The sequence below is a fragment of the Rhodanobacter sp. FW106-PBR-R2A-2-24 genome (genome assembly GCF_058789615.1).
Window position 1 is genome coordinate 2,019,134 of record NZ_JBYTBV010000002.1, and the last position, 23,413, is coordinate 2,042,546.

Here is a 23,413-nt window from a genome sequence, read left to right on the forward strand (position 1 = left end):
CCAAGGGTAGCGTTATGTTCCTACAGACCTCTGCACCGACCGATGCCGCCCAGTTGGCCGGCAATTCCAACGCCGAAGCCATGAAGCAGATGGGCTTCGCCAGCCTCGCCCACGGCTTCGACTGGCTGGGCTGGGTGGTATTTATCACCCTCGTGGTGATGTCCTTCCTGTCCTGGTACTTCATCATCGCCAACACCATCCGCAACGGCTTGGTGAAGTCGCGCGCCGATGGCGTCATCAACGGCTTCTGGAACAACCCGTCCACCCAGGACGCGATCCGCGAGCTGGAGGCCCAGCCCAAGAGTGAGCCCTTCTCCAAGATCGCGCTGGATGCCGCCTCGGCGGTGACCCACCACCAGCAGGCGGCCGGCAGCAATGGCGGCCTGGCCCAGACGCTGTCGCGCTCCGAGTTCGTCGACCGCGCCCTGCGCCAAGCTATCGATCGCGAGAGCCTGCGCCTCGAAGGCGGCCAGACCCTGCTCGCCACGGTCGGCTCAGCCGCGCCCTTCGTCGGTCTGCTCGGCACCGTGTGGGGCATCTACCACGCCCTCATCGGCATTGCCGCCAGCGGCAACGCCTCGATGAACGCCGTGGCCGGCCCGGTGGGCGAGGCGCTCATCATGACCGCGATCGGTCTGTTCACCGCCATCCCGGCCCTGCTCGCGTTCAACTTCTTCAATCGGTCGAACCGCGTCATCTTTGCCCGTTTCGACGAATTCGCGCACGACCTGCACGACTTCTTCGCGACCGGCTCGCGCGTCGAGTGAGGGGCTGACCCATGTCCATGAGCGTCGGGGGCAACACCGGCGGCCCGGTTTCCGAGATCAACGTTACGCCGCTTGCCGACGTGATGCTGGTGCTGCTCATCATCTTCATGATTACCGCACCCTTGATGTCGCATCCGGTCACGATCACGGTGCCGATTGCCACCCCCAAGAGCAGTGACGAAAAGGTCGAGACGCCGCCGCTGGATCTGGCGATCAAGGAAGACGGTGATCTGTACTTCCAGGATCATCTGGTCAGCGAGGCGGAACTGAAGTCCCAGTTGGCGGTGGCCGCGCAAAAGGCTCCGCAGCCGGAGCTGCAGATCCGTGCGGACAAGGCCATCCAGTGGAAGACGGTGCGCAAGGTCATCAGCGACGCCAAAAGCCAGGGCATGGTGCACGTGGGCTTCATGACCACCGCCCCGGCGAAGGAGTAAGCAAGCATGGCCTTTTCCGTCAAATCCACCGGCGGCCCGATGGCCGACATCAACATCACGCCGCTGATCGACGTGATGCTGGTGCTGCTCATCATCTTCATGGTGACCGCGCCGATTCCGCTGCAAAAGATCAAGATTGACCTGCCGCAGCCGAACCCGAACGTCATCCAGCCGCAAAATCCGCCGGAGCCGATCAATCTCAAGATCGACGCCTCGGGCGCGCTGTACTGGAACGACACTCCGGTCGACGAGCTGGGTCTCAAGGCGCAGTTTGCGGTGATCGCTCAACAGACCAACCAGCCGGAGATCCAGATCAAGGCTGCCGACGCGACGGCGTATCAGTACGTCGCTACCGTGCTGGCGGACGCCAAGCAGTACAACCTGGTCAAGATTGGCTTCACCGAAGGCGACCAGTAAACCGGCACGCAGCGGTTCCAGGCGTTACCCACGACAACCCCCGCCGCGCGCGGGGTTTGTCGTTTATGGACGTCTAAATGGCCAAACCATGCCACGAAACCGTAGGAGCCCGCTGGCGGGCGATCAGGCCGGGATTCGGGATTCGCAAAAGCCAAAGCATCGCCCGCCAGCGGGCTCCTACAAAAACCAGGAATCAGCGCAGGATTTGCAGATAGTTGCGCACCGTGTTGGCCAGCCCCTGGTAGATCGCCTCGCCGATCAGCGCGTGGCCGATGGAGACTTCGGCCAACCCGGGAATGGCGGCCTTGAAGGTGCCCAGGTTGGCCTGGCTCAGGTCGTGTCCCGCGTTGACCGCCAGCCCCGCCTGCTGCGCCTGCCGGGCGGTGGCGGCACAGGCAGCCAGTGCGTCGTCGGGCTCGCCGTTGGCGAAGGCTTCGGCGTACGGGCCGGTGTAGATCTCGATACGCTCGGCACCGATCGCCCTGGCCAGCGCGAAATCCTGGCTGCCGGCGTCGACGAACAGGCTGACGCGGCAGCCCAGGTCGCGCAGCTGCGCCACCAGCGGGCGCAGGCGTTCGGCGTCGCGCGTCAGCTCGAAACCATGGTCGGAGGTGAGCTGGCCATCGCCGTCGGGCACCAGGGTCACCTGGTTGGGCCGCGCCGAACGCGCCAGTTCGATGAGACCGGGATAGCTGCCGCGCGCGGGCGCGAAGGGGTTGCCCTCGATATTGAATTCCACCCGGCCGCGCAGCATGGCGGCCAGCGCGCGCACGTCGTCGGGGCGCACGTGGCGCTGGTCGGGGCGCGGGTGCACGGTGATGCCGCCGCAACCGGCGGCGATGCAGGTTTCCGCGGCGCGGCAGATATCGGGTTCGTCGCCGCCGCGCGAGTTGCGCAGCACGGCGATCTTGTTGAGGTTGACGCTGAGCAGGGTCATGGACGTGGCTTTGATGTGGCCGGAGCTGACACACTGCCGCGATCGGGCCGTCGCGGCAAGCATTCCACGCGGAGGCGTCGCGGCGGTCCGCGCCAGGCCAGCGCGGCATGCATGCCGGCGCCCAGCTCGAGGCGATGCACTTGCCAGTGGCAAACGTCGTCGCCGGCCAGGTGCAGCAGGCGGATGCCGTCGCCCACGCGGCGGAAGGCCAGCTTGTCCAGGCCGAAGGCAATGCCGCGTCCCAGCGCCTTGAGCACCGCCTCGCGCGCGGTCCACAGGTCGAGAAAGCCCGCCAGTTGCGCGTCCTCCGGCTGTCCGGCCAGCCAGGCGGCCTCCTCGGCGCTGAAGAAACGCTGGGCCAGCTGCAGTACGCGCGGGCGCGGGCGCGGCACTTCGAGGTCGATGCCTGGCGCGATGCCGTATCCCAGCGCCACCAGCGCCCATTCGCCGCTGTGCGACCAGTTGAAATCGAACGTGGCGGCGTGGCGCGGCGCCAGTGCGGGGCGGCCATGTTCGCCGTTGAGCAGCTGCACGGCGGCCGGCGCGATGCCGAGTTGGGCTCCGAGCAGGGCCAGGAGCGGTGCACGGCCGGCACCACGCGGGCGCGGCAGCAGACACACGCGCACCTCGTCAGCTTGCAGGGGCTCTGCTAATTTCAGCCCGATGGTTTCGTCGAAGGCGTGCATGCGTACCATGCTGACGGATGGTCGTTGCCGCCGGCAAGGTCGGTGTCAGGTACCGCGGCAGCACGGGGAGGAACGGGCTTGATCGAAGGCTGGCGGTTGCTGCTCGTGGCGCTGCTCTATGTGGGGCTGCTTTACGGCGTGGCGTGGCTGGGCGACCGGCGGCCCTGGTATCCACGCCAGACGCGGCTGCGACCCATCGTCTATGCGCTGGCGCTGGCCACTTACTGTTCGTCGTGGACCTTTTACGGGGCGGTGGGCTCGGCGGCGCGCGATGGGCTGGGTTACCTGCCGATCTATCTGGGGCCCATTGCGCTGTTCGTGTTCGGCTTCGGCGTGTTGCGCCGCTTGGTGGAGGTGGCCAAGCGGCGCAACACCATCTCCATCGCCGATTTCATCGGCGCGCGTTTCGGCAAGTCGCATCGACTGGCGGCGCTGGTGGCGTTGATCGCGGTGGTGGCGGTGCTGCCCTATATCGCCTTGCAGCTGAAGGCGGTGGCGATGTCCTTCGCGGTGATGGTGGGCGACCTGCCGGGGCGGCAGGGTGCGCTGGTGGCCGATCCCGCGTTGTGGGGCGCACTGCTGCTGGCGGCGTTCGCCATCTTGTTCGGCACGCGCAGCATCGATGCCAGCGAACACCATCACGGCCTGATGCTGGCGGTGGCGCTGGAATCCCTCATCAAGCTGCTGGCCTTCGTGGCGCTGGCCGTCTACGCCTTGCACCACGGGCCGGGGCTGGTGGCGACGGCCCGCTTGCCGCTGGCCCATCCGGAAGGGCTGAACGCGGGCTTTTTCGTGCAGACCGGGCTGGCCATGCTGGCCATGTTCTGCCTGCCGCGGCAATTCCAGATTGGCGTGGTGGAGTGTGCCGACCCGCGCGACCTGCGCCGCGCACGCTGGCTGTTGCCGCTGTACATGGCGGTGATCAGCCTGGCGGTGCTGCCGATCCTCGCCGCCGGCATGCAGTTGCCGGCGGTGCGCCACGGGTTGGCCGATGCCTGGGTGCTCAACCTGCCGTTGGCGCTGGGCGACCACGGCGTGGCCATGCTGGCCTTCGTGGGCGGTTTCTCGGCGGCCACCGGCATGGTGATCGTGGCGGCGGTGGCGCTTTCCACCATGGTCAGCAACGATCTGCTGATGCCGGCCCTGCTGCGCCTGCGCGGGCTGCAGCTGGAGCGGCGCAGCGATCTTTCGCGCATCGTGTTGCGCGTGCGGCGGGTGGCCATCGTCGGCTTGCTTGCCCTTGCCTATGCCTACGACCGCGGCGTGGCCGGCAGCGAGAACCTCGCCGCCACCGGCCTGCTGGCCTTCGTCGCGGTGGCGCAACTGGCGCCGGCCATCCTGGCGGCGCTGTACTGGCGTGGCGCGAGTCGGCGTGGCGTGGTCGCCGGCCTGCTGGCGGGCATCGCGGTGTGGGGTTACACCTTGCTGTTGCCGGCCATGCTGCATGCGGGCAACTGGCAACTGGATGGCCCGCTGGGCTTGGGCTGGCTGCGCCCGCAGGCACTGTTCCACCTGGACGGCGGTGATCCCCTGCTGCGTGGCACGCTGTGGTCGCTGGCGGTCAACGTGGCCTGCCTGGTGGGCGTCTCGCTGCGTTGGCGGCCGAGCCTCGACGAGCGCATGCACGCGGCCCTGTTCGTCGATCCCTATGCCACGGCGCGCGATGGCGCGGGTGACTGGCGCGGACGCGTGGCGGTGGCCGATTTGCGCACCATCGCCACCCGCATCGTGGGTGCGCGCGGCGCCGAACGCGCCTTCGCCGAGTACGCGGCGCGGCGCGGGCGGCCGCTGCAGGTCGGCGAATCGGCCGATCGCGCGTTGATCCAGCACACCGAGCGGCTGCTCGCCGGCGCATTGGGCACGGCCAACGCGCGGCGCATCCTGATCGGCGCGCTGTCGGGCAGCGGGCTGGAGATCGCCGAGGCGATGGCGCTGCTGGACGAGGCCTCGCAGGAGCTGCGCTTCAACCGCGAGCTGCTTTCCTCCACGCTGGAAAACGTCTCGCAGGGCATCAGCGTGGTGGATGTCGAGTTGCGCCTGGTGGCGTGGAACCGGCGCTACCTGGAACTGTTCGGCTATCCCGACGGCATGGTGTACGTGGGCGTGTCGGTCGCCGAGCTGATCCGCTGGAACGCCGAACGCGGCGAATGCGGCCCCGGAGAAGTGGCCGGGCATGTCGCCAAGCGCCTCGGTCATCTGCGCGCCGGCACGCCGCACGTGTTCCAGCGCGTGCGTGCCGATGGCAGCACCATCGAGATGCGCGGGCGCGCGCTGCCTGGCAGCGGCTACGTCACCACCTACACCGACGTCACCGCCTACAAGCGCGTCGAGCAGGCGTTGACCGAGGCCAATGAGACGCTGGAACAGCGCGTGGCGCAGCGCACCACCGAACTCTCCGCGGCGCTGGCCGCCACCGCGCAGGCGCAGCGCGCGGCCGAGGCGGCCAACGTCTCCAAGACGCGTTTCCTCGCCGCCGCCAGCCACGACCTGCTGCAGCCGCTGAATGCCGCGCGCCTGTTCACCTCGGCGCTGCGCCAGCAGCCGCAGCTGGATGCGGCCTCGCGCCAGTTGGCCGAGCGCATCGATACCGCCTTCCACGCGGCCGAGGATCTGCTCGGCGCGCTGCTCGACACCTCGCGGCTGGATACCGGCAGTTATCGGCCCGAGCCGGGCAACTTCGCGCTGGGCGAATTGTTCGCTTCGCTGGAGAGCCAGTTCGCGGTGGTGGCCGAGCCGCGTGGCCTCAAGCTGCGGGTGATGCCCACCCGCCTGATGGTGCGCAGCGATGCCCAACTGCTGCGCCGCGTGCTGCAGAACTTCCTCTCCAACGCGTTGCGCTATACGCGGCATGGCGGCGTGCTGCTGGGCGCGCGGCGCCTGGGCGGCGAAGTGCGCATCGAGGTGTGGGACAGCGGTCCTGGCATCAGCGAGGATCAGCGCGCGCGCATCTTCGGCGAATTCCAGCGTCTGGAGCAGCCCTCGCCCTGGGGCGAGCAAGGCCTGGGGCTGGGCCTGTCGATCTGCGAGCGCATCGCCGGCATGCTGGAGCATCGGCTCGACCTGCGCTCGCACCCCGGGCGGGGCAGCGTGTTTTCGATCACCGTGCCATGGGTCGATGGCGTGCCCGTGCGCCGGGATGTGGTGCGTCCCGTCGGTGGCGACGAGGCGCTGCCGCTCACCGTGCTGTGCCTGGACGACGATGCCGCCATACTGGACGGCATGCGCGCCCTGCTCGGTCGCTGGGGCGTGGATTGCCGCACCGCGCGCGACGTGGCCGGCGCCGCCGCCGAACTGCGGCGTGGCGGCGTGGATCTGATCCTGGCCGACTACCATCTGGGCGACGAAGTGGACGGCCTCGAGGCGCTGCAACGCCTGCACGCGGCCTGTGCGCCGCTGCCGCCCGCCGCGCTGGTCACCGCCGACGGCAGCAGTGAACTGCTGCGTCGTGCGCGTGCGCTGGGTTATCCCCTGCTGCGCAAGCCGGTGCGCCCGGCCGCCTTGCGCGCCCTGCTCACCGCCCGCTGGCGGCAGGAGCAGGCCGCGCCGCCGACCGCCTGAAACGCTCCCATAGATGGGGCAGGGTTGGCGGTGGGCTTGCGAAAAATTCGGACGCCGTCGCGGCGGCGGATTTTTCCAGGCGCTCAGCGTGGCAGGTCGCTGTGGCCCATCAGGAACGCATCCACCGCGTGGGCGCACTGGCGGCCTTCGCGGATCGCCCACACCACCAGCGACTGGCCACGGCGCATGTCGCCGGCGGCGAACACATGGCCCGCGCTGGTGCGGTAGCTGGCGTCGCCCTCGGTGACGGCCCTGGCGTTGCCGCGCGCGTCCTTGTCCACGCCGAAGGCATCCAGCACGGTGGCGCGCGGCGCGGTGAAGCCCATCGCCAGCAGCACCAGCTCGGCGCGGATCTCGAACTCGCTGCCCGGCAGTTCGGCCATCCTGCCGTCCTGCCACTGCAGGCGCACGGCGGTGAGGCTCTTCAGGCGGCCCTGCGCGTCGGCGTTGAAACGCTTGGTGGCCACCGACCAGTCACGCGCACAGCCTTCCTCGTGCGAGCTGGAGGTGCGCAGGCGCAGCGGCCAGTACGGCCAGGTGAGCGGCTTGTTCTCCTGCTTGGGCGGCGTGGGCAGCAGCTCGAACTGGGTCACCGCCACCGCGCCGTGGCGATTGGAAGTGCCCACGCAATCCGAGCCGGTGTCGCCGCCGCCGATCACCACCACGTGCTTGCCCTTGGCGCTGAGTTGTTCGGCCAGTTGGTCGCCGGCGTTGACGCGGTTCTGCTGCGGCAGGAAATCCATCGCGAAGTGCACGCCGGCCAGCTCGCGGCCGGGCACCGGCAGGTCGCGCGGGGTTTCCGAACCACCGGCGATCACCACGGCGTCGAACTGCTCCCTGAGTTCGGCCGGGGTGATGGTTGCGGTCTGGTTGATGCCGCTGGCGTCGTGCGGGTTGCCTACGTAGACGCCGGTGCGGAACACCACGCCTTCGGCGGCGAGCTGTGCCACGCGACGGTCGATATGGCTCTTTTCCAGCTTGAAATCGGGGATGCCGTAACGCAGCAGGCCACCGAGGCGATCGTTCTTCTCGAACACGGTGACGGCGTGGCCCACGCGCGCCAGCTGCTGCGCGCAGGCGAGGCCGGCCGGGCCGCTGCCCACCACGGCCACGCGCTTGCCGGTGAGCGTGGTGGGCGGTTGCGGCAGCACCCAGCCTTCCTCCCAGCCTTTGTCGATGATCTTGTGCTCGATCGACTTGATGCCCACCGGATCGCTGGCGATGTTCAGCGTGCAGGCCGCCTCGCAGGGCGCGGGGCAGATGCGGCCGGTGAACTCGGGGAAGTTGTTGGTGGAGAGCAGGCTGTCCAGCGCGCGCTTCCAGTCGCCCCGGTACACGAGGTCGTTGAAGTCCGGGATGATGTTGTTGACCGGACAACCGTTGTGGCAGAACGGGATGCCGCAATCCATGCAGCGCGCGGCCTGCTTGCGCGCGGCGTCGTCGTCGAGCTGGCGCACGAATTCGCGGTAGTGCTGCTTGCGCCTGGCGGGTTCTTCGGTGGGTTCGGCGACGCGGTCGAATTCGAGAAAGCCGGTGATCTTGCCCATGCTCGTATCTCCTTCAGACCGTGGCGGCGGCGCTGCTGGCCACGCTCTTGTTGACGGTGGCCAGTGCGCGCTTGTATTCGTGCGGCATCACCTTGATGAAGCGCGCGCGGGCGTTCGGCCAGTCGGCGAGAATTTCCTTGGCGCGGAAGCTGCCGGTGGTGCGGAAATGCGTTTCCAGCAGTTGGCGCAGGATGGCCTCGTCGGTGGCGGCCTCGGCTTCGCCCAGGCGGTGCCACAGCTCGCGCGGCACGCGCACCTGCTGCTCCACGCCGGCGAACACCGGCTCCAGCGCCACCATGGCGAGGTTGCAGCGCGGCTCGAAGGCGCCGTGCGGGTCGTACACATAGGCCACGCCGCCGGACATGCCGGCCGCGAAATTGCGTCCGGTGTCGCCCAGCACGACCACGGTGCCGCCAGTCATGTATTCGCAGCCGTGGTCGCCCACGCCTTCCACCACCGCGCTGGCGCCGGAGTTGCGCACCGCGAAGCGTTCGCCGGCCACGCCGTTGAAGCAGGCCTCGCCGCCGGTGGCGCCGTAGAGCACGGTGTTGCCGACGATGATGTGATCGGGGCCGAAGCCGTGAAAGTCGTTCGGCGAGCGCACGATGATGCGGCCGCCGGAGAGGCCCTTGCCCACGTAGTCGTTGCCCTGGCCCACCAGGTCGAGGGTGATGCCGCGCGCTAGGAAGGCGCCGAAGCTTTGTCCGGCGGTGCCGTCGAGCTGCACGTGGATGGTGTCGTCGGGCAGGCCGGCGTGGCCGTGGCGGCGCGCCAATTCGCCCGAAAGCATGCTGCCCACGCTGCGATCCACGTTGCGCACGTCGACGATGAAGCGGGTCTTCTCGCCGCGCTCCAGTGCAGCTGCAGCCTTGTCGATCAGCACATGGTCGAGCACGTGGGCGAGGCCGTGATCCTGCGCTTCCACGTGGCGACGGGCCAGTTCGGTGCTGCCTTCCGGACGATGGAATACGCGGCTGAAATCCAACCCCTTGGCCTTCCAGTGTTCGACGCCTTCGCGGGTGTCGAGCAGGTCGACGCGGCCCACCAGCTCGTCGAAGCGGCGGATGCCCAGCTGCGCCATCAGCTTGCGCACTTCCTCGGCGACGAAGAAGAAGTAGTTCACCACGTGCTCGGGCTGGCCGGTGAAGCGCTGGCGCAGCACCGGGTCCTGCGTGGCCACGCCGGTGGGGCAGGTGTTCAAGTGGCACTTGCGCATCATGATGCAGCCTTCCACCACCAGCGGTGCAGTGGCGAAGCCGAATTCGTCGGCGCCGAGCAGGGCGGCGATCACCACGTCGCGGCCGGTCTTCATCTGGCCGTCCGCCTGCACGCGGATGCGGCCGCGCAGGCGGTTCAGCACCAGGGTCTGCTGGGTTTCGGCCAGGCCCAGTTCCCACGGCGTGCCGGCATGGCGGATCGACGACCACGGCGAAGCGCCGGTGCCGCCGTCGTGGCCGGCGATCACCACGTGGTCGGCCTTGCACTTGGCCACACCGGCGGCCACCGTGCCCACGCCGATCTCGGACACCAGCTTCACCGAGATCGAGGCCTGCGGGTTGCAGCTCTTCAGGTCGTGGATCAGCTGGGCGAGGTCTTCGATGGAATAGATGTCGTGGTGCGGCGGCGGCGAGATCAGGCCCACGCCGGGCACCGAGTGGCGCAGCTCGGCGATGTATTCGGACACTTTGTGGCCGGGCAGCTGGCCGCCTTCGCCGGGCTTGGCGCCTTGCGACACCTTGATCTGGATTTGATCGGCCGAGGTGAGGTAGGCGGCGGTGACGCCGAAGCGCGCGGAGGCCACCTGCTTGATACGCGAGCGCAGCGAGTCGCCGGCCTTGAGCGCGAGGTCGCGCGCGACGCGGCCCTTGCCGATGATGCCGGCCAGGGTGTCGCCGTCCTTGATCGACTCGCCCTTCAATTCGGCGCGGTAGCGCGCCGGGTCTTCGCCGCCCTCGCCGGTGTTGCTCTTGCCGCCGATGCGGTTCATCGCCAGCGCCAGCGTGGTGTGCGCTTCGGTGGAGATCGAGCCCAGCGACATCGCGCCGGTGGCGAAGCGCTTGACGATCTCCTTGGCCGGCTCCGCCTCGTCCAGCGGGATCGCGGCGGCGGGATCGAGCTTGAACTCGAACAAGCCGCGCAGCGTCATGTGGCGGCGGCTCTGGTCGTTGATGAGCGCCGCATATTCGGCGTAGGTGCCGGGGTTGTTGGCGCGCGTGGCGTGCTGCAGCTTGGCGATGGCGTCGGGCGTCCACAGGTGCTCCTCGCCGCGCACGCGCCAGGCGTAGTCGCCGCCGTCGGCCAGCGCGCCTTCCAGCACCGGGTCGGCGCCCCAGGCGGCGGCGTGCACGCGCAGCGCTTCCTCCGCCACCTCGAACAGGCCGATGCCCTCGATGTGGCTGGCGGTGCCGGTGAAGTACTTGTCCACGAGCGCGCGCGACAGGCCCACGGCTTCGAAGATCTGCGCGCCGGTGTAGGACATGTAGGTGGAAATGCCCATCTTGGACATCACCTTCTGCAGGCCCTTGTCGATCGCCTTGACGTAGTGGGCCACGGCGTCCTCCGCGGTGACGCCGCCGGGCGCATGGGCGAATTCCTGCGCCAGCGTCTCCATCGCCAGATACGGATGCACCGCCTCGGCGCCGTAGCCGGCGAGCAGGGCGAAGTGGTGCACCTCGCGCGCGGAGCCGGTTTCCACCACCAGGCCGGTGGAGGTGCGCAGGCCGCGTTCCACCAGGTGCTGATGCACCGCCGAGGTGGCGAGCAGGGCGGGGATCGCCACGCGCTCGCGGTTGGCGGCGCGGTCGGAGACGATCAGGATGTTGTGGCCCAGCTTGATCGCATCCACCGCCTGCGCGCACAGTGAGGCGAGCCGTGCCTCGATGCCGGCCTTGCCCCACGCGGCGGGATAGCTGATGTCCAGCTCGTGGCTGCGGAACTTGCCCTGCGAGTAGCGGCCGATCTTGCGGATCTTCGCCATCTCGGCGAAACCCAGCACCGGCTGCTGCACTTCCAGGCGCAGCGGCGGGTTGATGTTGTTGATGTCGAGCAGGTTGGGCTTGGGCCCGATGAAGGACACCAGCGACATCACCAGCGCCTCGCGGATCGGATCGATCGCCGGGTTGGTGACCTGGGCGAAGGTCTGGCGGAAATAGTCGTACAGCGACTTGTTCTGGCTGGAGAGCACCGCCATCGGCGCATCGTTGCCCATCGAGCCGATCGCCTCCTCGCCGTTCTTCGCCATCGGCAGCAGCTGGAACTTGAGATCCTCGGCGCTGTAGCCAAAGGCCTGCTGGCGGTCGAGCAGGCGTTCGTCGCGCGCGCGCGGCTCGGCCGGCCCGCCGGGCAGGTCGTCCAGCTTGATGCGGATGCGCTCGATCCACTGCTTGTACGGGCGCGCGTTGGCGAGCTGGGCCTTCAGCTCGGCGTCGTCGATGATGCGCCCGGCTTCCATGTCGATCAGCAGCATCTTGCCCGGTTGCAGGCGCCACTTCTTCACGATGCTGGCCTCGGGCACCGGCAGCACGCCGGCTTCGGAGGCGAGGATCACCAGCTCGTCGTCGGTGATGAGGTAGCGCGCCGGGCGCAGGCCGTTGCGATCCAGCGTGGCGCCGAGCTGGCGGCCGTCGGTGAAGGCGATCGCGGCGGGGCCGTCCCACGGCTCCATCATCGCGGCGTGGTATTCGTAGAACGCGCGCTGGCTGGCATCCATCAGCGTGTGCTTCTCCCACGCCTCCGGAATCATCATCATCATCGCGTGGGCCAGCGGGTAGCCGGCCATGGTCAGCAGTTCCAGGCAGTTGTCGAACGAGGCGGTGTCGCTCTGGCCGGGGTAGATCAGCGGCCACAGCTTGGGCAGGTCCTCGCCCAGCACCGGCGAGGAGATCGCCTGGGTACGTGCATTCAGCCAGTTGACGTTGCCCTTCACCGTGTTGATCTCGCCGTTGTGGGCGACCATGCGGTAGGGGTGGGCCAGCTCCCAGGCGGGGAAGGTATTGGTGGAGAAGCGCTGGTGCACCAGCGCCAGCGCCGAGCTGGCGCGCGGGTCGGCCAGATCCTTGTAGTAGCGCCCCACCTGGCCGGCCAGCAGCAGGCCTTTGTAGACCACGGTGCGGGTGGACATCGAGGGCACGAAGTATTCCGTGCCGTGCTTGAAGTTCAGAGCGCGGATCGCGTGGCTGGCGGTCTTGCGGATCACGTAGAGCTTGCGCTCCAGCGCGTCGGGCACCATCACGTCGGGGCCGCGGCCGATGAAGATCTGCCGGATCACCGGCTCGCGCGCCTTCACCGCCGGCGACATCGGCATCGCGGCGTCCACCTGCACGTCGCGCCAGCCCAGCACGCGCTGGCCTTCGGCGCGCACCTTGCGCTCCAGCTCCTGCTCGCAGGCCAGCCGCGAGGCCTCCTCCTTGGGCAGGAAGACCATGCCCACGCCGTATTCGCCCGGCGGCGGCAGCGCCACGCCCTGCACCGCCATCTCCTCGCGGTACAGCGCATCGGGAATCTGGATCAGGATGCCGGCGCCGTCGCCCATCAGCGGGTCGGCGCCCACCGCGCCGCGATGGTCGAGGTTCTGCAGGATCGCCAGCCCCTGCTGGATGATCGTGTGGCTCTTGCGTCCCTTGATGTGCGCCACGAAGCCCACGCCGCAGGCATCGTGCTCGTGGCGGGGGTCGTACAGACCTTGCGCAAGTGGCTGGCTCATCGCGGGGCTCCCGGGGGCGGACTCACCCCGAATATACTGCACCGCAACAAGCTGGCAACCATACCAGTTGAAAAAATCATCGTTTAGCCGTCCATCCTGCTGGACGGCCAAACGCATAAGCTAGGAAATTTTCCTAGAAAAAGGCAGCGAGCCGATGTTTACGGACAGCGTCTGGCGTCGATGCGTGGAACCTGGCGCAGGTTGACCGGCGTGATGCAACGCCACAAATGGCCGGCGCGCGCGGTGGGCATGGCGATGCCGGGGCGGATGCCGCCCGGGCATCCCAAGGGGTTCGTTGTTGGCCTTCATCGGGCGTCGCAAGCGATGGCGGCTGCAGCCGTCGGCATCGCGGAGGTCGACGCGACCCTGCGATGGCCATTTCAAATTCGACTGTCTCAAGCGTCGTTGTATCCATGGGCGAAATCGCTCGATGAGTCCGGGCATGCGGCATAGGCTTCAAAGAAGCCCGGGGCGCCTTCGAGCAAGCATCGTTCATTGATCAATCGCGCAAGCGATGGGTGGGTTTGCCCAGGCTCCGCCTTGGCGGGTTTGGCAAACCGGGCAGCCGTGAACAAGCGCATATCCGATGCGCTGTCGGGACAACTTGTCAGTCGTCATTTTTCTGGGGGAGTCATGCAAGTAAGCAGCGTTCGTCGATCCGCCGGCCGTCAGGCCACACCGAAACTGTTGGCCGCGGTGATCGCCGCCGCACTCATCGCGCCGGTGATGGGGTACGCACAAACCTTCGTCCCGGCTGGCCCGGGAACGGAGTCGGGGCCCTATTTCCTGATGAATGGTGCCAACTCCCCGCAGGCCGGGCAGCCCACCGACACCCCCCCTTATTTCGCCACCCAGTCGGGCGCGGTGCAATCGATTGCGGTGGATCCGTTCAATTCGCAGGTCATGCTGGTCAGCTCCCCCAGCGGCGGCATCTTCCGCAGCACGGACGGCGGCCAGACCTGGGCGGCCACGACGGACAACCAGGCATCGCTCGCGGTGTCGCAAATCAGCTTCGACCTGTCTGACCCCACGGGCATGCGGCTGGTCGCCAGCGTCGGCAGCACCACCAATGGCGCGACCGGAACGCATTTCGACCGCGGCGGCCTGACCAACCAGGGGCTCCTGTACTCCACCGATGGCGGCAAGAGCTGGAGCGCCATCGGCCAGAGCAGCTTGCCGGACGTGAGCATGCTCAACGTCGTGGCGCGAGGAAACGTCATCATGGCCGCCGGCTTCGAAGAAGAGGGCGAGAAGCGCAACGGCGCGAACAGCGGCCTGTATCGCAGCACCGATGGCGGCAAGACCTTCGCTCGGGTCGACCTGGCGACCGGCTCGGGCCTGCCGCCCGGCCCCACCTCCGCCCTCGTCGGCGACCCGCATGACCCGAACCGCTTCTACGTCGGGGTTTCGGGCACCAGCAACACCGCGGTCTACACCAGCGCCGACGGCGGCAAGACCTGGACGCAGATCTTCAGCGCCGCCAACGCCAACGGCGCGATCAACGCGAACACCCCCACCATGCTGCGCGTGGCGGCCGGCCCGAACGGCTCCGTCGTGGTCGGCGTGGTCAACATGGCGCAAGGCCAGCTCAACAACGCCTTCCTGTCGCAGAATGGCGGCAAGAGCTGGGTCGACCTGAGCCCCTCGCTGGCTGCCAACACGGTTTCCAACCAGACCGGCGGCAACACGTCGCGCGCCGCCGCCTACCAGCTCCAGCGGTACGGCGAAAACATCCCCGGCCTGGCGATCAACCAGGGCGGGCAGGCGATGACCAACTCCCTGGTGGCGATCGATCCCAACCATCCCAATGTGGTCTACATCGCTGGCGACGGCCGCTACGACCAGGCCACCGGCAGCACCTTCGAGGGTGTCTCGGCGATCCGCGTGGCGGTGAATGCCGATGGCACCATTACCTACGCGCCGCTCACCGACAACTACACCAGCGACCATTCCACGGTGCATCCGGATGCACGCGCCTTTGCCTTCGACGGCCAGGGCAACCTCCTGATGAGCACCGACGGCGGCCTCTATACCCGCACCAACCCCTCCAGCACCGACGGCGTCTGGCGCGGCCTGAACAACGGCCGCCAGGCGCTGGAGATCTACAGCCTCGGGCTGGATCCCAACAACGGGCAGATCGCCGTCGCCGCGCAGGACAACGGCGCGGCGCGGCAAACCCCGGGCAACGCGTCCATCTACCGGCAGATCGGCGGCGGTGACGGCAGCCTGGCGCTGGTCAACGGCCAGAGCACGCCCGGCTTCAGCTACACCTACGTCGCCAGCCAGTACCTGGGCGGGCTGACCCGCTACAAGACCGATGCGCAGGGCAATTACGTCAACACCGTGCCCTGGACCGATGCCAGCGGCCACCTGATCGACAACTACCCGGTCAGCACGGATATTTACTTCGCGCCTGACAGCACCGGCGTGTTCGCCACCGTGGCCAACCCCTACATCGGGGGCAACACCGTCGAGCTCGACAGCAACACGATCAACTTCGTCAACCCGTTCGTCCTCAACCACATCGACAAGAGCCTGATGGCCACCGGTGTCGCGCCGGGCGTGCTGGTGTCGCAGGACAGCTTCAACACCGCACCGACCCCCTATGTCGCCGGCGACACCTCCTGCACGCAGGGCTGCTACCAGATCCTGCCGTCGTACTTCGCCGGTGTCACGGGCTTTGTCTCCGCGCTCGACTTCGGTACCCAGGACAACACCTACGCGCTGCTGGCCGGCACCTACCTCTACCAGGACCCGCAGAGCGGCAACTATGCCCGCCTGTTCGTCAGCACCGGCACGTCGATCGACAGCATCAACCTGCAGCCGGTGTTCTCCTTCCCGGTGGCCATGCACGCACCCAACGCGGTGCTGTTCGATCCGCGCAGCCAGAACCGCTTCTTTGCCGCCGCACCCGGCGCGGACGGCAACGGCTTCCTGTGGGGAACCGTCGACGGCGGCGCCACCGGCAAGGACCTGACCGCGAACCTGCCAGCCAATTTCATCCGCCCCGACGCGCTCGGCTTCATCAACAGCAACGGCGTCAACGCCCTGCTGGTCGGCGGCATGAACTCGGCGGCCAATGCGGGCAACCCGCTGGTGTCCGCCGAGAGCGACGCCAATGGCAACCTCTTCGACTGGCGCCGGCTCGGCAACGGCCTGCCCAATACGCAGATCACGGTGATCGACTACCAGCCCGGCCTGGACGCGCTGGCGATCGGCACCTATGGCCGTGGCGCATGGATGCTGTACGACGTCACCAGCAACTACGCCAGCGCCAAGGTGCTGCAGTTCGGCCTGGCCAACAACGACTCCAATCCCGACCCGTCCCTGCTCAGCGGCAACCGTCCGCTGATCAAGTACGGCACCGGCACGCTGACCCTCACCGGCACGGCCAGCTACACCGGCGGCACCACCGTCAACAGCGGCACCGTGGTGCTCAATGGCTCGATACTCGACGGCGTCGTGCTGGCATCTCCGTCGGCCACGCTCGCGGGCAGCGGTTCGGCATCGGGGCTGCTGGATGTGCGCGGTGGCCTCGTGGCACCCGGCAGCACCGGCGGCAACACGCTGACCGTGGGCAGCCTGAGCAACCAGGGCGGCACGATGTTGTTCGCCTACGACATGGGCAACGGCGCGAACACCCATCTGACGGTGAACGGCAACGCCAACATCGCAGGCATGAAGCTGCTGCTGGCGCCCCTGGCCCAGGCAGGCACTTCGTTCTACCGCAGCTTCAATCTGCTGAGCGCCGGCAGCCTGACCGGCCAGTTCAGCAATGCCTTGAGCGCCACGGGTTCGACCGCGTGGATCAACCTCCCCGCGCTGCAGCCCGCCGCCAATGGTCAGGCTCCGGTGCTGGCGTCGGCCCCGACAGGGCAGCTGGCGCGCATCAACTATCTCAACAGCGTGTCGCTCGAGGTTCTCAATCCGCTCAACTGGACGGCAGGAACCAGCAACAGCAACCAGTATGCGGTGGGCCAGGCGTTGAACAGCCTGCAATACACCGCTTCCGGCAACCTGCTGACGCAGCTCAATGCGGCCGCCAGCGGCAACGTGCCGGCAAACCTGGAGATGCTGTCGGGCGAAAGCAGCGTCGCTTCCGCACGTTCGGTCAACCTGGTCGGCGACCGGTTCCTTGCGACGATCGGCCAGCAGATGATGGACGCACCGGGCTGCTTCGACAGGCAGCTTGATGCCGCCAGCTGCCGCGCGCCTGGCCAGGATGTCGGCGATCATCGCTTCTGGGCGCAGGCCACCAGCCTTGACACGCGGCTGCGCGGCGAATTCCAGAACAACACGTTCAGCGGCAGCGGCATCGCGGTCGGCGGCGAAGTTGCCCTGGGCACGCAGGCCAGGGTCGGTGTTGCACTGGGCCACAGCAATGTCACCACCAGCACGCCCGCGCTGTCGTCCAATGTGCGCTCGCGGTACAACATGCTCGCTGCGTACGCCAGCTATCTGCGCGGCCCCTGGTTCATCGGCGGCACGCTGAGCTACACCGATGGCTGGAGCTACGCGGATCGGACCGTCGCCATGGGCGGCGCGCAGACCGCGAGCGGCAAGCCTGGCGTTTCCGCCTTGGCCATGCAGTTGGACACGGGATTCACTTTCCACATCGCCAAGCAATGGTTCATTCAGCCCCATGCGGCTGTGCTGGCCGCCAGGTCCTCGCAGGGCGGCTACACCGAAGTCGGTGCCGGCGCGTTGTCCCTGCATTACTACGGTATCGACCAGACCCGCTACCAGGGCGACCTGGGCGTGCGGCTCGGCGCCTCGTTCGAGGCGGGCAAGGCGGCCTTTGAACCCTACGTCGGCTTGACCGGAAGCGCGGTGTGGGGCGACCGCCAGCCGGTGGCGCAGGTGGCCTTCGCCGGCGCGCCCGGTACCCCTTTCCAGGTTCGCGGCAACAAGCTGCCGGGCAGCTGGCTGAATGGTGAGACCGGCGTCCACATGCTCTTCAGCAAGTCCATGCAGCTCGACGTCAGCTACCAGGGCGCATTGGGTGGGAATCTGGGCAACGACTACTTCAACGCCGGCCTGTCGTGGCGGTTCTGAGCAACGTCGCAGGGACGCATCGGTAAAGACGAAGGGCCGGCGGAATGCCGGCCCTTCGCGTTGTTTCCTTCGCCAATCCCCGGGAAAGCGCCGGGGGACTACAAAGTGACCGGGCGCCACGGCCCTTGGTCGCCGGCGACCAGCCGTGGCTCGGCCATCATGGGTTTGGCCCCTGGGCAAGGGAGCGGAAGTCGCGCATGGCCAGGCCGACCTTCCCGGCCGCGTTGGCTGCGGTCGCACGTTCGAGGCTGGCGCCGGGCCGCATGGTCACCGTTATCGTCATCGTGGCGGTGTCGACGCTCACTGCATCGACACCCGCAATGGCCATGAAGCGCTCTTTGACGCGATGCACGCATGGCCGGCCAGGGGGAGTCTCGACAACGATGGCATAGCGGTGCGGGGCTATGCGTGCCGGTGCCTGGGAGGCGCCGGGAGCATGCGCCCAGCTTCGCCCCGGAGCCAGGCTGCCACTGGCGGTTGTGATGCCGAGCAGGAGCAGCGCAGGGATGCGGTTGCGCAACGTGATATTTCCTGAGTCTGGGGCTGAGGCAACGGACGCCGTGCCCGATGGATATGGACGCGCAGGCCTGGGCGGCCGCGTGGCCCGGCGATGTTGGGCTTTCTGTTTCCACGCCGCAACCGTGCGTCGCGGCCGCCGTGGGTACAAGGTGTTCGTGCCCGAGCCCGGCCGCCGGGCGTGCATGGCGCCGCCACCACCACCATAAATGACACGGGCGCCCGCAGGCGCCCGTGTCATTTATGGCAGGTGGAGCGGTCAGAACGTGTAGTGCAGGGTCAGCATGGCTGACCAGCGCGACACCACGCGGCTGGGGTCGTAGAAGCCGCCGTCGTAGGTCTGCAATTGCTGCGGCTGGTAGTTGCCGCTCTTGTCGGTGGGCAGCACGTACACGTACTGGCCCTGCGCGTTCACGCCGCCGTAGTTGGCAAGGCTGCGGGTGGGGTAGATGCCGGTGTTGCGCTGCTGGCCCCAGTCGCTGTTGAGCAGGTTGAGCACGTTGTAGACGTCCAGCCGCAGCACGCCCTTGTTGCCCTTGAAGATGCCGGGCACTTCCTGCGACAGGCTCATGTCCAGCTCGTTCACCCAGGCGGTGCGGTCGCCATTGCGGTTGGCGATCTGGCCGCGGTGGTCGCGCAGGTACGGGTTGCTGTCGAGGAAGGCCTGGAACTGCGCGATGGCTTGCGCGCTGGTGCCGGCGGCGTAGGCCACCTTGGGATCGTTCGCCGCCGGGATGTAGGCCGGATCCCAGCCGGAGATGCTGTCGCCGTTGGCATCGTTGCCGAACACCCAGGTGTAGGGCAGGCCGGTATGGCCGCTGTAGAACAGCGAGGCCATGGTGTTGTAGTCGCCGAAGAACGCGTGCTGCCAAGTCAGCGAGGCCTTCAGCGTCTTGGCCACGTTGTAGTTGGAGGTGGCCAGCACGTTGGAGTTGGGGTTCAGGCGGGCGACGCGCTGGTAGCCGCTGTAGGCGATGGTGTCGGCGCCCGGGTCGACGTCGCTGGCGTGGTTGAAGGTGAGGCTGACGTTGCCGAACCAGCTGTCCGAGAACGGTTTGGAAAGCGCCAGCGTGAAGCTGTCGGACTTGCCGCGATGTGTGTTGCTGAGCAGCGTGGAGGCGGTGCTGAAGGCCGGGTTATGGTTGGCCAGCGTGTCGCTGCTCTTGGGCGCCTCGCCCGGGGTCTTCCAGAATTGCTCGCGGCCGTCCGGCAGCGTGCCGGTAGGCGTGCCGAAGTTGACGGCCTCGTACAGGATGCCGTCGCGCACCTGGATGTGCTGGTACTCGGCCGAGGCCACCATCTTCCACCACGGCAGCTCGCGGTCCAGCGCCAGGCTCATCTTCCACACGCTGGGAAGGTGGAAGTCGTGGGCGATGGTGTCGATCGAGCCGGCGCCGCCGCCGGCTGGGATGTTCTGGTGGAACGGGTCGGAGCTGAACGGTGTGCCGGCCGGGTTGTACGAGGTGTAGTTGAGCAGGGTGATGCCGTTGTTCTGGAACGGGTTGGTCATCCACACCGTGGGCGGGTTGGTCTGGAACAGGCCGACGCCGCCGCGCAACTGGGTCTTGTAGGTGGTGTCGAAGTTGTAGTTGAACGACAGGCGCGGCTCCACGATGCGGTTGGCGGAGCCCACGGTGTAGTTGTTCGCGTAGCCGAAGGCCTGCGCGAAGGCCGCGTTGTACGCCGGCTGCTTGCTGGAGTGCGGTATGTCCACGCGCACGCCGTACTGCACCGACAGCGCGTCGTTGACCTGCCAGGTGTCCTGCAGGAACGGGCTGAACTGACTGTACGTCCACGCGCCGGCGATGTCGGCCAGCGTGTAGCCCGGCGCCGGGTGGTACAGCGAGTACTTGTTGTAGTTGCCGGCGGCGAAGTTGGCCAGGCCCCAGAACGTGTAGACGCCAAACTCGGACTGGCCGAACAGGTTGTAGATCTGGTTGCGCTGGAAGTCGATGCCGCCCTTGATGGTGTGGTCACCGTGGTACCAGGTGGCGGCCAGGAACAGGCTGGTCTTCTTGGTATCGATGTGGTTGTAGTGGCGGTACTGCTCCTCGCCCAGGTTCACCGTCGGGCCGTTGCCGGTGGGCGAGAGGTTCACCGCCACCGAGGGCTGCTGGTACGGCGCCGTGGTGTCCTGCACATACTTCTGGTAGCCGATCTTGGCCTCGGTGGAGAAATTTTCGTTCCAGTCGTCGTACAGGTGCAGCACGTAATTGTTGGTGGTGATGGTCTTGGTGTAGGTGTAGCTGGTCAGGCCCACGCTGCTCGGGCTGTTGCCGCCCACGGCGGGCAGCAGCTCCTTGGTGCGCTGGAAGGTGAAGCTGGCGCGGTGGTTGTCGGAGATGTTCCAGTCGATCTTGCCGAGGTAGCGCTTGTCGTCGTAGGTCAGGCCGGTGGAACTGCCGAAGCCGCCAGGGGTGAGGCCCAGCTGCTTCGCGGTGTCGATGACCTTCTGCAGGTCGCCCGGCGACACCTTGTTGCTGGTGGAGGGGCCGTTGCCCAGCGTGGTATCCAGGCCGTTGGCCGAATCGGCGCCGATGCCGGTGGTCTTCTCATGCTCGGCGGAGAGGAAGAAGAACAGCTTGTCCTTGATGATCGGGCCGCCGATGTTGAAGCCGCCGGTGGAGTCCTTCTGGTAACCCTTGTAGTGGTAGCCCGGGTTGCTGCTGGGCAGCCAGCCGGCGTCGCCCACCAGGTGGTTGGCGTTGCGGTAGCTGTAATAGACCGCGCCGTGGAAGGCGTTGGTGCCGGACTTGGTCACCGCGTTGACGTCGGCGCCCACCACGTCGGACGAGGTGTCGTAGTTGGCGGTGGAGATGTTGTATTCGGAAATCGTCTCCGGCGAGATCGGCGACTTCTGGTAGGGCAGGCCATTCGCGTTCAGACCGAACGGATCGCCCTGGGTCACGCCGTCCACCGCGATGTTGTTGTAGCGGTTGTTCATGCCGGCGGCGGAGATCGCGCCGGTGCCCTGGTCGGTCACGGTGATGCGCGGGTCGAGCCGCGCCACGTCGTCGATCGAGCGGTTGCCCTGCGGTGTGGCCTGCAGCTGGCGCTGCGAAATGGTGGTCGACAGGCCCTTGTTCTCGGAGGTGAAGGTCTGCGACAGCGACGAAACCGTGACCGTCACCGCGCTGAGGTCCTTCGCCTCCGCCGCGCTCGCGCCCATGGTGAGGTTGATCGCGGAGGGCTGGCCCAGCTGCAGGTAGACGTTGTCCTGTTCCGCGCCGGCCACGCCGGATTTGCTGGCGGTGATGGTGAACGGCCCGCCCGTGCGCAGGCCCTGCGCCGCATAGCGGCCGTCGGCGTCGGTGCTCACCGATTTGGTGGTGCCGGAAGGCACGTGCAGGATGGTCACGGTGGCGCCCGCCACCGGGTGGCCCTGCGCGTCCAGCACGCGGCCGATGGCGCCGGAAGTGGTGATGTTCTGCGCGAGGGCAGGCGCGCTCGCCAGCAGTGCGGCGATGGCGAACGGTAGGGTGCGGGAGCGTAACGTGTAAGCCATGGTTTCCTCGCGTGATTCTCTGATGGTGTGCTGTTGGAACGACAACGCCTCCCGATGGGGGAGGCGGTTGGCGACGTTGTGCTGGTTGCCGCCAGCGTTGCGCCGCGCGCTAGGGATCGTCTGATTAACCACTGTCAGTGACGACGCCGGATTTTTCGTGGCGCGCGCAGCGTGGCGATGGTCGAGTGCACGCCCCTGCGCCGGTTCGCATGTGGTTTTTCACTCGCGGCTGCCTCCCTTGGCCGCTGTGGTGCGCTCTCCGGGCGCACCTACCCCACGGAAGCCAGCAGATGCTTGCGTGCCATCCACAGGTTGCCCAGCGCGAGCAGCGTCTTGACCTGGGCGGTGTTCTTGACCAGGCCCTTGTAGCGCACCTTCACATAGCCGAACTGGCGCTTGATGACCCGGAACGGGTGTTCCACCGCGGCACGGATCGAGGCCTTCGCGTGTTCCAGCTGCTCGGTAATTTCGCGCAGCTTGGTATCGTCGATGGCCTTCACCACGCTGCGCTTGGCCGCGATCCAGAACGTGCGCCCGCGCTTCACAGCCCGCTTCTCGGCGCCGGTGTAGCCCGCATCGCCGAACACATGCCGCTCCTTGCCGTGCAGCAGGTTCGGCACCTCGGTCACGTCAGCCACGTTCGCCGCCGTTCCCTTTACCGTGTGCACCAGGCCGCTTTCAGCATCGACGCCGATGTGCGCCTTCATGCCGAAGAACCACTGATTGCCCTTCTTGGTTTGGTGCATCTCCGGGTCGCGCGCCTTGACCTTGTTCTTCGTCGATGGCGCGGCCGCGATGATCGTGGCGTCCACGATCGTGCCTTGCGACAGCTTGAAGCCATGCCGTTTCAGGTGCTTGCCCACGGTCGCAAACAGTTGGTCGGCCAGCCCGTGCCGCTCCAACAGGTGGCGGAACTTGCACACCGTCGTCTCGTCCGGCGCCGATTCGCGGCCCAGGTCAATGCCCACAAACCGGCGCATCGCCGCCGAGTCGTACAGCGCCTCCTCCACCGCCGGGTCGGACAGCGCGTACCACTGCTGCAGAAAGTGGATGCGCAACATTCTTTCCAGGCCCACGCTCGGGCGGCCACCGCCGTCGGCACGCGGCTTGGGGTAGAACGGCTCGATCACCGCGCACAGCTCGGTCCACGGCACCACCTTGTCCATCTCGGCCAGGAACACGTCGCGGCGAGTCGTCTTGCGGTGGGCTTCGAAACCCGCATCGGACTGCGTGGCCAAGGTCAGCTGCTGAGGCATCGGTTACGCTCGGTGGGTGGCGGCTTCACTTCG

The 23,413-nt window shown here is 67.5% G+C and carries 12 protein-coding genes; 5 read left to right on the forward strand and 7 right to left on the reverse strand.

Going from position 1 to position 23,413, the window contains the following annotated elements:
* The first annotated feature begins 14 nt into the window (after positions 1 to 14).
* From AC3WQA_RS10380 to AC3WQA_RS10390, 3 genes are read left to right on the forward strand one after another with little or no spacing between them, the layout of a single operon-like run.
* The gene (locus AC3WQA_RS10380; protein WP_492674975.1) at positions 15 to 767 is read left to right on the forward strand and encodes a MotA/TolQ/ExbB proton channel family protein; all 753 of its coding nucleotides are present in this window, start codon (positions 15 to 17) and stop codon (positions 765 to 767) included.
* Positions 768 to 778: 11 nt separating this feature from the next.
* Entirely contained in the window at positions 779 to 1,201 is a 423-nt protein-coding gene (locus tag AC3WQA_RS10385) for an ExbD/TolR family protein (protein ID WP_492674976.1), read from the forward strand.
* A gap of 6 nt (positions 1,202 to 1,207) precedes the next feature.
* Positions 1,208 to 1,618: an ExbD/TolR family protein gene (locus AC3WQA_RS10390; RefSeq protein ID WP_492674977.1), complete on the forward strand. Its 411-nt coding sequence runs from the start codon at positions 1,208 to 1,210 to the stop codon at positions 1,616 to 1,618.
* A 193-nt stretch (positions 1,619 to 1,811) separates the two neighbouring features.
* On the opposite strand, the gene AC3WQA_RS10395 is transcribed toward AC3WQA_RS10390, so the two are convergent.
* Entirely contained in the window at positions 1,812 to 2,555 is a 744-nt protein-coding gene (locus AC3WQA_RS10395; protein WP_492674978.1) for a pyridoxine 5'-phosphate synthase, read from the reverse strand.
* Entirely contained in the window at positions 2,552 to 3,241 is a 690-nt protein-coding gene (locus AC3WQA_RS10400; RefSeq protein WP_492674979.1) for a 4'-phosphopantetheinyl transferase family protein, read from the reverse strand. Before AC3WQA_RS10400 ends, AC3WQA_RS10395 begins: the two co-directional genes overlap by 4 nt.
* Positions 3,242 to 3,319: 78 nt before the next feature.
* On the opposite strand from AC3WQA_RS10400, the gene AC3WQA_RS10405 reads away from it, so the two are divergent.
* A complete protein-coding gene (locus tag AC3WQA_RS10405) occupies positions 3,320 to 6,799 on the forward strand; it encodes a hybrid sensor histidine kinase/response regulator (protein WP_492674980.1) in 3,480 nt (1,159 codons plus the stop codon).
* An 83-nt stretch (positions 6,800 to 6,882) separates the two neighbouring features.
* On the opposite strand, the gene AC3WQA_RS10410 is transcribed toward AC3WQA_RS10405, so the two are convergent.
* Together AC3WQA_RS10410 and AC3WQA_RS10415 are read right to left on the reverse strand one after the other, a co-directional pair.
* Positions 6,883 to 8,346: a glutamate synthase subunit beta gene (locus AC3WQA_RS10410; RefSeq protein WP_492674981.1), complete on the reverse strand. Its 1,464-nt coding sequence runs from the start codon at positions 8,344 to 8,346 to the stop codon at positions 6,883 to 6,885.
* Positions 8,347 to 8,359: 13 nt separating this feature from the next.
* Positions 8,360 to 13,048 (reverse strand): glutamate synthase-related protein, encoded by a 4,689-nt coding sequence (locus tag AC3WQA_RS10415; RefSeq protein WP_492674982.1) that lies wholly within the window; start codon positions 13,046 to 13,048, stop codon positions 8,360 to 8,362.
* Between the two features lie 633 nt (positions 13,049 to 13,681).
* Here AC3WQA_RS10415 and AC3WQA_RS10420 point away from each other — a divergent pair.
* The gene (locus AC3WQA_RS10420; protein ID WP_492674983.1) at positions 13,682 to 18,103 is read left to right on the forward strand and encodes an autotransporter domain-containing protein; all 4,422 of its coding nucleotides are present in this window, start codon (positions 13,682 to 13,684) and stop codon (positions 18,101 to 18,103) included.
* A 157-nt stretch (positions 18,104 to 18,260) separates the two neighbouring features.
* Here AC3WQA_RS10420 and AC3WQA_RS10425 read toward each other — a convergent pair whose 3' ends face one another.
* The 3 genes from AC3WQA_RS10425 to AC3WQA_RS10435 form a co-directional block, all read right to left on the reverse strand.
* Entirely contained in the window at positions 18,261 to 18,623 is a 363-nt protein-coding gene (locus AC3WQA_RS10425; protein ID WP_492674984.1) for a hypothetical protein, read from the reverse strand.
* 255 nt (positions 18,624 to 18,878) lie between these two features.
* Positions 18,879 to 22,124: a TonB-dependent receptor gene (locus AC3WQA_RS10430; RefSeq protein WP_492674985.1), complete on the reverse strand. Its 3,246-nt coding sequence runs from the start codon at positions 22,122 to 22,124 to the stop codon at positions 18,879 to 18,881.
* A gap of 269 nt (positions 22,125 to 22,393) precedes the next feature.
* Positions 22,394 to 23,380, reverse strand: coding sequence for an IS5 family transposase (locus tag AC3WQA_RS10435; RefSeq protein WP_492673891.1), 987 nt, complete (start codon positions 23,378 to 23,380; stop codon positions 22,394 to 22,396).
* Positions 23,381 to 23,413: the final 33 nt, after the last annotated feature.

Bases quoted from the DNA above. Each gene is read 5' to 3' on its own strand.
- AC3WQA_RS10390 (WP_492674977.1), top strand. From the start codon at position 1,208: ATGGCCTTTTCCGTCAAATCCACCGGCGGCCCGATGGCCGACATCAAC.
- AC3WQA_RS10395 (WP_492674978.1), bottom strand. From the start codon at position 2,555: ATGACCCTGCTCAGCGTCAACCTCAACAAGATCGCCGTGCTGCGCAAC.
- AC3WQA_RS10435 (WP_492673891.1), bottom strand. From the start codon at position 23,380: ATGCCTCAGCAGCTGACCTTGGCCACGCAGTCCGATGCGGGTTTCGAA.
- AC3WQA_RS10420 (WP_492674983.1), top strand. From the start codon at position 13,682: ATGCAAGTAAGCAGCGTTCGTCGATCCGCCGGCCGTCAGGCCACACCG.
- AC3WQA_RS10380 (WP_492674975.1), top strand. From the start codon at position 15: ATGTTCCTACAGACCTCTGCACCGACCGATGCCGCCCAGTTGGCCGGC.
- AC3WQA_RS10385 (WP_492674976.1), top strand. From the start codon at position 779: ATGTCCATGAGCGTCGGGGGCAACACCGGCGGCCCGGTTTCCGAGATC.
- AC3WQA_RS10410 (WP_492674981.1), bottom strand. From the start codon at position 8,346: ATGGGCAAGATCACCGGCTTTCTCGAATTCGACCGCGTCGCCGAACCC.
- AC3WQA_RS10400 (WP_492674979.1), bottom strand. From the start codon at position 3,241: ATGCACGCCTTCGACGAAACCATCGGGCTGAAATTAGCAGAGCCCCTG.
- AC3WQA_RS10430 (WP_492674985.1), bottom strand. From the start codon at position 22,124: ATGGCTTACACGTTACGCTCCCGCACCCTACCGTTCGCCATCGCCGCA.
- AC3WQA_RS10415 (WP_492674982.1), bottom strand. From the start codon at position 13,048: ATGAGCCAGCCACTTGCGCAAGGTCTGTACGACCCCCGCCACGAGCAC.